This window comes from Candidatus Pantoea formicae (genome assembly GCF_011752625.1).
In the GTDB taxonomy this organism is placed as follows: domain Bacteria; phylum Pseudomonadota; class Gammaproteobacteria; order Enterobacterales; family Enterobacteriaceae; genus Pantoea; species Pantoea formicae.
The window spans coordinates 105,458-115,024 of sequence record NZ_VWXD01000013.1 but is presented as its reverse complement, the minus strand read 5'-3'; the positions used below and the strand labels follow the sequence as shown (position 1 = coordinate 115,024).

Genomic DNA, 9,567 nt, shown 5'->3' with positions numbered 1-9,567 from the left:
TGAGTGCTTGCCGAGATCGATACCAATGAGCGATACGTTTTGCATGATGATCCCCTTCAGAAAGAAAAACACCCTGTCAGCATAGCGCCCGACAGGGTGGAGGTGACCATCTCATTAAGGCCGCCATAATAGCGACCTCTAAGGCTTACGGCAAAGTGCGCGGATTTATGCGCACCGATTTGCCTTACTTGCTGGTTGGACGCAGTGCCGGGAACAGGATCACATCACGGATGGTGTGGCTGTTGGTGAACAGCATCACCATACGGTCGATACCGATGCCCAGACCCGCCGTTGGCGGCAGGCCGTGCTCCAGTGCAGTGACGTAGTCTTCGTCATAGAACATCGCTTCATCATCACCCGCATCTTTGGCATTCACCTGCTGCAGGAAACGCTCAGCCTGATCTTCTGCATCGTTCAGCTCGGAGAAGCCGTTACCGATTTCACGGCCGCCGATGAAGAACTCAAAGCGGTCAGTGATTTCCGGGTTCTCGTCGTTACGACGTGCCAGCGGTGACACTTCAGCCGGGTATTCAGTGATGAAAGTTGGCTGAATCAGATGTGCTTCTGCGGTTTCTTCAAAGATCTCCGTTACCACGCGGCCCAGACCCCAGCTCTTTTCCACTTTGATGTGCAGCGATTTGGCAATCGCGACGGCTTTATCAAAGTCTTCCAGATCGTTCAGGTCGGTTTCCGGACGGTATTTCTTGATCGCTTCACGCATGGTGAGCTTCTCAAACGGCTTGCCGAAGTCGAAGCTGTGGTCACCGTAAGGCACTTCGGTGGTGCCCAACACGTCCTGCGCCAGGGTGCGGAACAGGCTTTCGGTCAGTTCGATCAGGTCTTTGTAATCCGCATACGCCATATAGAGTTCCATCATGGTGAACTCTGGGTTATGACGTGGCGAAATACCTTCGTTACGGAAGTTACGGTTGATCTCAAATACGCGATCGAAGCCGCCTACCACCAGACGCTTCAGGTAAAGCTCTGGTGCAATACGCAGGTACATGTCGATGTCGAGCGCATTGTGATGGGTGATGAACGGACGGGCTGACGCGCCGCCTGGGATCACCTGCATCATTGGGGTTTCCACTTCCATAAAGTCACGGTTAACCATGAACTGACGGATGCCGGCCATGATTTTAGAACGCACTTTGAAAGTGTTGCGTGATTCGTCGTTAGAGATCAGATCGAGATAACGCTGACGGTAACGGGTTTCCTGATCGGCCAGGCCGTGGAATTTATCCGGCAGTGGACGCAGCGCTTTGGTCAGCAGACGCAGTTCAGTGATGTGGATCGACAGCTCACCGGTTTTAGTCTTGAACAACTTACCACGTGCGCCAAGGATATCGCCCAGATCCCATTTTTTGAACTGCTCGTTGTAGACGCCCTCTGGCAGATCGTCACGTGAGACGTAGATCTGAATCTGGCCGCCAACATCCTGCAGGGTGGCAAAAGAGGCTTTACCCATGATGCGACGGGTCATCATACGACCGGCCACGCTCACTTCAACGCCGAGCGCTTCCAGCTCTTCGTTCTCTTTCGCGTCATAGCTGGCGTGCAGCAGATCGGAGGTAGTATCGCGACGGAAATCGTTAGGAAACGCGATGCCCTTTTCACGCAGCGCGCTGAGTTTTTCGCGACGCGCTTTCAGTTCGTTGTTTAACTCAAGGGCGGCATCAGCGCTCTGCGGTTGTTGTTCAGACATGTCGGTTCCTTATAACCCTGCTTTTAAACTTGCTTCAATGAAACGGTCGATGTCGCCATCCAGCACCGCTTGCGTGTTGCGCGTCTCTACGCCAGTGCGCAGGTCTTTGATACGTGAATCGTCGAGTACGTATGAGCGAATCTGACTGCCCCAGCCGATATCGGATTTGTTGTCTTCCGCGGCCTGCTTGTCAGCGTTTTTCTTCTGCATCTCATATTCGTACAGCTTCGCACGCAACTGCTTGAAAGCCTGATCTTTGTTCTTGTGCTGTGAACGGTCGTTCTGGCACTGCACCACAATGTTGGTCGGCAAGTGGGTAATACGCACCGCAGACTCGGTTTTGTTAACGTGCTGGCCGCCCGCGCCAGAGGCACGGTAAACGTCGATACGCAGATCGGCTGGATTGATGTCGATGTCGATGTTGTCATCCACTTCCGGGTAGATAAACACCGAACTGAATGAGGTATGGCGACGGCCGCCGGAGTCAAATGGACTCTTACGCACCAGGCGATGGACGCCGGTTTCAGTGCGCAGCCAGCCAAATGCGTAGTCACCGATGATTTTAATGGTGGCGGATTTAGTCCCAGCCACTTCACCGTCTGACTCTTCGATGATTTCGGTTTTATAACCTTTCGCTTCTGCCCAGCGCAGATACATACGCAGCAGCATGCTGGCCCAGTCTTGCGCTTCGGTGCCGCCAGAACCGGCCTGGATATCCATGTAGCAGTCGGCGCTGTCATATTCGCCGGAGAACATACGACGGAATTCGAGTTCGCCCAGCTTGACTTCGAGTGCATCAAGTTCAGCGACCGCTTCGTTAAACGTCTCTTCGTCGTCGGCTTCAACGGCCAGATCCAGCAAGCCCTGAACATCTTCCAGGCCTTGACGCATGTGGTCTAAGGTTTCCACCACGGCTTCCAGTGAAGCACGTTCTTTGCCCAGCGCCTGAGCACGTTCTGGTTCGTTCCAGACGTCAGGTTGTTCCAGCTCGGCGTTTACTTCTTCGAGGCGTTCTTTCTTGGCATCGTAGTCAAAGATACCCCCTAAGAACGTCGCTGCGTTCAGTGAGGTCTTGAATACGATTTTTGACCGGATTAATTTCAAACATGGCTTTTCAGTCTTTTTTGACGATTCGGTGAAAGGGGATAAAAAGTAACGCGCTAGTTTACCCGAAACTGCGCGTACTTTGTAGCATTGCAGGTATGCGAGATAGCGCAACAGATTGCGCAGTTATACCGGCCAGATATGGTCGATGATCAGTTGGACTGAGCGGTTACCGCGATACTCGTTGATATCCAGCTTATAGGCCAGCTTCACCTGACGCACGCTGGTGTCAGGCCACAGGGTGGTATCCACGTTAAAGGCGATGCCATCCAGCAGCGGGCCGCCGCCCAGTGGCTCAATCATCACCTTCAGATGACGTTCTCCCACCAGCTTCTGTTGCAGCAGTTTGAAATGACCGTCAAACACCGGTTCCGGGAATGCCTGGCCCCAGGGACCGGCTTCACGCAGCATTTCGGCGGTGTGCAGCGAGAACTCCTGCGCATGCAGTTCGCCATCGGACCAAATCACGCCCTGCAACGCCTCGCCATCCAGCCACTCATCGATCAGCGCAGCGAAACGCTCGCGGAACAGATCATACTTCTCGGTTTCCAGCGACAGGCCCGCCGCCATGGCATGCCCACCAAACTTGATCATCAAGCCTGGATAGAGCGTGTCGAGACGTTCCAGTGCATCGCGTAAGTGCAACCCCGCAATTGAGCGGCCTGAGCCTTTTAGCGTGCCGTCGCCCGCTGGCGCGAAGGCGATGACCGGACGATGAAAACGCTCTTTCAGACGTGAAGCCAGAATGCCGACCACGCCCTGATGCCACTCGGGATGGTAGAACGCCAGGCCAAGCGGCAAATCGGTGTGCTGGCGCTCAAGCTCATCGCACAGCGCCAACGCCTCGCTTTTCATGCCCTGCTCAATCTCTTTGCGCGTCTGATTCAGTGCATCAAGCTCATTGGCCAGCATGCGTGCCTGCGCGATATCTTCGGTGAGCAGGAGCGCCACGCCCACTGACATATCATCAAGACGGCCAGCAGCATTGAGACGTGGCCCGACAGCAAAACCGAGGTCGCTGGCCGCCAGTTGGCGCGCATCGCGGTTGGCGATTTCCAGCAGCGCGCGAATCCCCGCTCGACATTTCCCGGCGCGAATGCGACTTAAGCCCTGCCACACCAGAATGCGGTTATTGGCATCCAGCGGGACCACATCGGCCACCGTCCCCAACGCGACTAAGTCGAGCCACTCCGCCAGATTGGGTTCGGTTCGACCACCGCTAAACCAGTTGTGCTGACGCAAATGCGCACGCAGCGCCAGCATCAAGTAAAACGCCACGCCCACACCTGCTAACGAACGTGAAGGGAATGCGCTGTCATTGAGATTAGGGTTAACGATCGCTTCCGCTGCTGGCAACGTTTCGCCGGGCAGGTGATGATCGGTGACCAGCACCGGAATACCGTGCTGATGCGCCGTGTCCACACCGGCGTGGGAAGAGATACCGTTGTCCACGGTGAGAATCATCTCCGCACCGCGTGCACGTGCTTGCTCCACCACTTCAGGGCTGAGGCCGTAGCCATCTTCGAAACGGTTGGGCACCAGATAATCAATGTTGCCGCCCATGCTGCGTAACGCCAGCACGGTTAAGGCGGTGCTTGTGGCGCCATCGGCATCAAAATCGCCCACCACCACAATGCGGCGGCCCGCTTCCAGCATCTGATGTAGCAAGGTGACCGCTTCTGCTATGCCACCCAAGGTCTGCCACGGCAGCAGATGTTTCGCACCGCGTTCCAGTTCAGCGGCATCTTTGACACCGCGTTGCAGGTAAAGGCGGCGCAGTAGCGGCGGTAAGGTATCAGGTAAGCTGGCGTCGGCCTGAGTTTCTCGCCGACGCAGTTCGACAGAATGCATCACTGTGGATTAACCGCCCCGCTTCTGACCGTCAAGCACCTGCTTCAGCTCTTGCGGCCCCTGATAGCCAGGGATCATCACGCCGGTATCGGTCAGGATGGCGGGGGTGCCCTGAATGCCGTACAGAATGCCGAGCTGGTAATGCTTATCCAGGTTGATTTTGCAGGTTTCTGGCGCATCCATCTGCGGCGCATCACCTTTCATCGCCGCATCGAACGCTTTGTTGCGATCGGCGCTGCACCAGATGGCACGCATTGCTTTTTCCACCTGACCATGCAGACCCTCACGTGGGAAGGCGAGGTAACGCACGGTGATGCCTAGCGCGTTGTAGTCAGCCATTTGCTCGTGCAGCTTACGGCAGTAGCCGCAGGTGATATCGGTAAACACGGTAATCACATGCTGCTCTTTCGGCGCTTTATAGACGATCATTTCTGGCGCCAGGGCGGTGATTTTTTTGTCCAGCAGCTGGTTGGTGACGTTGACCGGCTGAGCACCGCTGACATCGTACAGCGGGCCTTGAATCATGTGTTTGCCATCTTCCGAGACGTAAAGCACGCCGCTTTCGGTCAACACGGTTTTCATGCCCGGCAGCGGTGAAGGCTGAATTTCGGTCTGCTGCAAACCGAGCTTTTTCAGTGCTTGCTGAATGGCGCTGTCATCGGCATGTGCCAGACCGGAAAAGGCACTGACCAACAATGCCAGCATCGTTAACTGTTTTTTCATCTCAAATCCTTGTTGCCGCATCTCAGGCGCGCGGATGATGCTGTTGATGTAACTGACGCAGGCGCTCAGTGGCAACGTGCGTATAAATTTGGGTGGTTGAGAGGTCACTATGGCCCAGCAACATTTGTACGACGCGTAAATCTGCGCCGTGGTTCAGTAAATGTGTGGCAAATGCGTGACGCAACACGTGCGGCGACAGTTTTTCGCTATCAATACCGGCAAGGGTCGCATAGTGCTTAATGCGATGCCAGAAAGTCTGACGTGTCATTTGTTGCGCGCGGTTACTGGGGAACATCACATCCAGCGTTTGCCCATTCAATAACCATGGCCGACCATGCTCCATATAGTGCTCTAACCAGTAAATCGCTTCTTCACCTAACGGCACAAGACGCTCTTTATTGCCTTTACCAATCACGCGCACCACGCCTTGACGCAAACTGATGTCGCTGATGGTTAATCCGACCAGTTCCGACACACGCAAGCCGGTGGCGTACAGCAGCTCCAGCATCGCTTTGTCACGCAGCTCCAACGGAACCTCAATGCTCGGCGCCTGTAACAGGCGTTCCACTTGGTTTTCACTGAGATCTTTTGGCAAACGCTGCGGCAGTTTCGGAGCGGAAAGCAGCGCGCTGGGATCATCACTGCGCAGCTTTTCACGATAGAGATATTGGAACAGACGGCGCATCGCACTGAGCGTGCGTGCTGAGCTGGTGGCCTTATAACCGCCTTCGACACGTTCGGCGAGAAATTGCTGTAGATCGAGGGCTTCAAGCGTCAACAGGGTGCGTTCATGGTGGTGTAACCAGCCGGTGAGCGTGTGAAGATCCTGGCGATAGGACGCAAGCGTATTTTGCGCCAGGTTACGCTCGATCCAGAGCGCATCCAGAAATTGTTCTATCAGATCGCTGTCCTGCACGGTTCCCCCCAACACGTGTGAAATCGTGCTCATTATGCCTGAAAGTCACCCGCTTCTGGTACAATTGCGCCAAAGTGAGTTTCAGTCAGAGCACTAATTGCATGAATATCGGTCTTTTTTACGGTTCAAGTACTTGTTACACCGAGATGACGGCGGAGAAGATTCGCGATTTTATCGGTGAAGAGTTAGTCACACTGCACAATCTTAAAGATGATGATCCGTCTTTGATGGAGCAGTACGATTTGCTGATTCTCGGTATCCCCACCTGGGATTTTGGCGAGTTGCAAGAGGACTGGGAAGCGGTGTGGCAACAGCTGCCGACGATTAACCTTCAGGGCAAAATCGTCGCGCTGTACGGCATGGGCGACCAAATGGAGTACGCCGAATGGTTCCTGGACGCGCTCGGCATGCTGCATGAGTTGCTCCAGCCAATGGGCGTGCAATTTGTCGGTTACTGGCCGCTGGAAGGCTACGAATTCACCAGCAAGAAACCGCTCACGGCAGAAGGCACGCAGTTTGTGGGTCTGGCACTCGACGATGTGAACCAGTTTGAACTGAGCGAAGAACGTGTCGAACAGTGGTGCGAGCAGATACTGACTGAAACCGCTGCACTGCTCTAATGTGGCTTAGCGCCTTCTTGCAGAAAACAGCAGGCGCGCAATGTACGCCATTCATAAGGCGGCAGGTTGTCGTACATTAACCACAGCCGCCAGCGTTTGCCCTGCGGATTTCGCAGATCCAGTAACACACCGTAAGGTAGCCAGTCAGGCTTGCGCGCCAAGCGCCACGGCGCGCCACCCCACACCCAATTTCCCTGCTCATCCAGCATCAGGCGGCCACAGCGTTGCATCAGCCGACGTTCATGACGCCAGCACTCCAGCAGCAGTAGAATCAACAGCGGTGCTTTACCCCATCGCCACTCAACGGGCCAACTGAGGCTAAGCAACAATCCAGCCACCAACAATAACAGCGTCACGTTGAGCACTCGCGCGCTGCGTGACGGCTGTAAATCACATTGGAACGGGACCGCGTTCACGGTTGCGCTGTTGGATCAGTTGCACCATGCGTTTGAACTCAGGATTGGCCGGTTCGCCATGGTTCATCAACCAGTTAAACAAGTCGGGATCGTCACTCTTCAGCAGGGCAATAAACACCTGCTTATCGGTGTCGCTGAGCGAATCATACTCGTACTTAAAGAACGGCATGATGGAGACATCCAGCTCCAGCATGCCGCGACGGCACGCCCACTGAACACGAGCTTTATCATGAATATCCATGTGTCTTTTTTCCATGGCTGAAAACAGTGGCGCTCAGTGTACCTGCTTTTTTCAAACGCTGCAGAGACTGTGCTTAACCCTGCGCAATGTGACACAGAGCAGGTTCACGTATTGCAGGGTTATCACGCGATTTGTGCGCCAGATTAGGTAAACAGGTTGCAAAGCGGCACTGCTCTTTTAACATTGGAAGCAATATTGATATTAATCAGGATGAACACATGCCGATTTTCACCCTTCCGCCACGCCAGCCTGCTGCGGCGTCACGCCTGCCTTTAACCCTGATGTCGCTTGATGAGTGGGCGCTGGTTTCCGTGCAGGGCAAAGACAGTACCTCTTATCTGCAAGGGCAGTTGACGCTGGATGTCGCGGCTTTGGGTGCCACCCAACATCGCCCCGCAGCGCACTGCGATGCCAAAGGCAAAATGTGGAGCAACCTGCGTCTGTTCCATCGTGGCGAAGGTTACGCTTATATCGTGCGCCGCAACCTGCATGAGCAACAACTCACTGAGCTGAAGAAATATGCGGTGTTCGCCAAAGTGACCATTGCAGCCGACAACGATGCCGTGCTGTTAGGTGTCGCAGGTTTCCAGGCCCGCGCGGCGCTCACCGACCTGTTCCCGACCCTGCCCGATGCGGAAACGCCGGTGGTACAGCAGGATGACAGTACGCTGTTGTGGTTTGAACACCCCGCAGAACGTTTTCTGCTGGTCACGACACTGGCGCAGGCTGAAGCGATAAAAGAGAAGTTAGCCGGCACGGCGCAGTTCAATGACAGTACGCAGTGGCTGGCGCTGGATATCGAGGCGGGTATTCCCGTGATCGAAACCGCCACCAGTGCGCAGCTGATTCCTCAGGCCACCAACCTGCAGGCACTTGACGCCATCAGCTTTAAAAAAGGCTGTTACACCGGCCAGGAGATGGTTGCACGAGCGAAATTCCGCGGGGCCAACAAGCGCGCGCTTTACTGGTTAGCCGGTAGTGCCAGCAAAGTCCCGCAGGCAGACGGTTCAATGGAGCTGCAGATGGGTGATAAATGGCGTCGCACCGGCACGGTCTTAAGCGGCGTCCAGTTGGATGATGGGAGTGTTTGGGTCCAGGTCGTCATGAATAACGATTTGGAGCCAGATAGCGTGCTACGCGTGGAAGGCGACGAAGGCGGTAAGCTCACGATTCAGCCATTACCGTATTCATTGGTTGAGTGATTGGCATTTCAGGTGCGCATCCATGCGCACCCTACGAAAACTGCACAGAACAATGTAGGGTCGCCATTAATGGCGACTTTGCAGCAAACTCAGGCTACATAAAAATAGATCGCGCAGAAGTGCAATATGCTGCCGCCCAACACGAAGCCGTGCCAGATAGCGTGATTGTAGGGAATGCGCCGCGACACGTAAAAAATCACCCCTAACGAATAAACGATTCCGCCCGCCGCCAGCAGCCAGACGCCGCCCGCAGAGAGCTTGATCGCTAACTGGTAAATGACCACCAGCGATAACCATCCCATGCTGAGGTAGGTGACTAATGACAGCACTTTGAAGCGGTGCGCAATGGTGAGCTTAAAGATAATGCCCGCCAGTGCCAGGCTCCAAATCACCACCATCAGCCCTTGCGCCAGTGGTGATTTCAATCCAACCAGCAAGAACGGCGTATAGGTCCCGGCAATCAACAGATAGATGGCGCAGTGGTCAAATTTCTTCAGCCAGTGCTTCGCTTTCTGATGTGGAATGGCGTGATAGAGCGTCGAGGCCAGAAACAGCAAGATCATGCTGCCGCCATACAGGCTGTAACTGGTGATAGCTGTGATATCGGCACGCATTTCGACGGCTTGCGTAAGCAACAATACCAGTCCTACAATCCCGAAAATGCAGCCAATCCCGTGGCTAATGCTGTTGGCGATCTCTTCGGCTAACGAATAGCCCTGAGCAATAAGTCGATTCTGTGCCATGCGCTTAATTCCTGAAAAACGTCGTAAGAGCTGAGCTTTTTCTGTG

10 protein-coding genes are annotated in these 9,567 nt (G+C 54.7%); 2 read left to right on the top strand and 8 right to left on the bottom strand.

The genetic code is table 11. The features are described 5' to 3' along the window. Window positions 1-184 precede the first annotated feature (184 nt). From lysS to xerD, 5 genes are all read right to left on the bottom strand, one after another. Entirely contained in the window at window positions 185-1,705 is a 1,521-nt protein-coding gene (lysS, locus tag F3J38_RS24065) for a lysine--tRNA ligase (protein WP_167143011.1), read from the bottom strand. Between the two features lie 9 nt (window positions 1,706-1,714). Beyond that, window positions 1,715-2,813, bottom strand: a protein-coding gene (gene prfB / locus F3J38_RS24060) for a peptide chain release factor 2 (RefSeq protein ID WP_167143008.1) whose coding sequence is annotated in 2 segments (ribosomal slippage) — window positions 1,715-2,737 and window positions 2,739-2,813 — 1,098 coding nt in all. Because the reading frame shifts where the segments join, the coding sequence is not laid out codon by codon here. A 122-nt stretch (window positions 2,814-2,935) separates the two neighbouring features. Then, on the bottom strand, window positions 2,936-4,660 hold the full coding sequence (gene recJ, locus F3J38_RS24055; RefSeq protein WP_167143005.1) for a single-stranded-DNA-specific exonuclease RecJ: 1,725 nt from the start codon (window positions 4,658-4,660) through the stop codon (window positions 2,936-2,938). Window positions 4,661-4,669: 9 nt separating this feature from the next. Continuing rightward, window positions 4,670-5,383, bottom strand: a complete 714-nt coding sequence (gene dsbC, locus F3J38_RS24050; RefSeq protein WP_167143001.1) for a bifunctional protein-disulfide isomerase/oxidoreductase DsbC — start codon at window positions 5,381-5,383, stop codon at window positions 4,670-4,672. A gap of 22 nt (window positions 5,384-5,405) precedes the next feature. Beyond that, complete coding sequence (gene xerD / locus F3J38_RS24045; RefSeq protein WP_205298391.1) at window positions 5,406-6,332, bottom strand: site-specific tyrosine recombinase XerD; 927 nt, start codon at window positions 6,330-6,332, stop codon at window positions 5,406-5,408. A gap of 68 nt (window positions 6,333-6,400) precedes the next feature. Between xerD and fldB the strand changes: the two genes are divergently transcribed. Beyond that, window positions 6,401-6,919, top strand: coding sequence for a flavodoxin FldB (gene fldB / locus F3J38_RS24040; RefSeq protein ID WP_167143000.1), 519 nt, complete (start codon window positions 6,401-6,403; stop codon window positions 6,917-6,919). Here fldB and F3J38_RS24035 read toward each other — a convergent pair. After that, window positions 6,916-7,275 carry a protein YgfX gene (locus F3J38_RS24035; protein WP_369411039.1) on the bottom strand — a complete coding sequence of 120 codons (360 nt, stop codon included), beginning with the start codon at window positions 7,273-7,275 and terminating at the stop codon, window positions 6,916-6,918. The two genes, fldB and F3J38_RS24035, sit on opposite strands and share 4 nt — an antisense overlap. A gap of 34 nt (window positions 7,276-7,309) precedes the next feature. Then, complete coding sequence (sdhE, locus tag F3J38_RS24030; RefSeq protein ID WP_084936621.1) at window positions 7,310-7,576, bottom strand: FAD assembly factor SdhE; 267 nt, start codon at window positions 7,574-7,576, stop codon at window positions 7,310-7,312. 218 nt (window positions 7,577-7,794) lie between these two features. On the opposite strand from sdhE, the gene ygfZ reads away from it, so the two are divergent. Continuing rightward, window positions 7,795-8,778 (top strand): tRNA-modifying protein YgfZ, encoded by a 984-nt coding sequence (gene ygfZ / locus F3J38_RS24025; RefSeq protein ID WP_167142995.1) that lies wholly within the window; start codon window positions 7,795-7,797, stop codon window positions 8,776-8,778. Between the two features lie 89 nt (window positions 8,779-8,867). Here ygfZ and trhA read toward each other — a convergent pair whose 3' ends face one another. Then, window positions 8,868-9,521 carry a PAQR family membrane homeostasis protein TrhA gene (gene trhA / locus F3J38_RS24020; RefSeq protein ID WP_167142992.1) on the bottom strand — a complete coding sequence of 218 codons (654 nt, stop codon included), beginning with the start codon at window positions 9,519-9,521 and terminating at the stop codon, window positions 8,868-8,870. Window positions 9,522-9,567 lie beyond the last annotated feature (46 nt).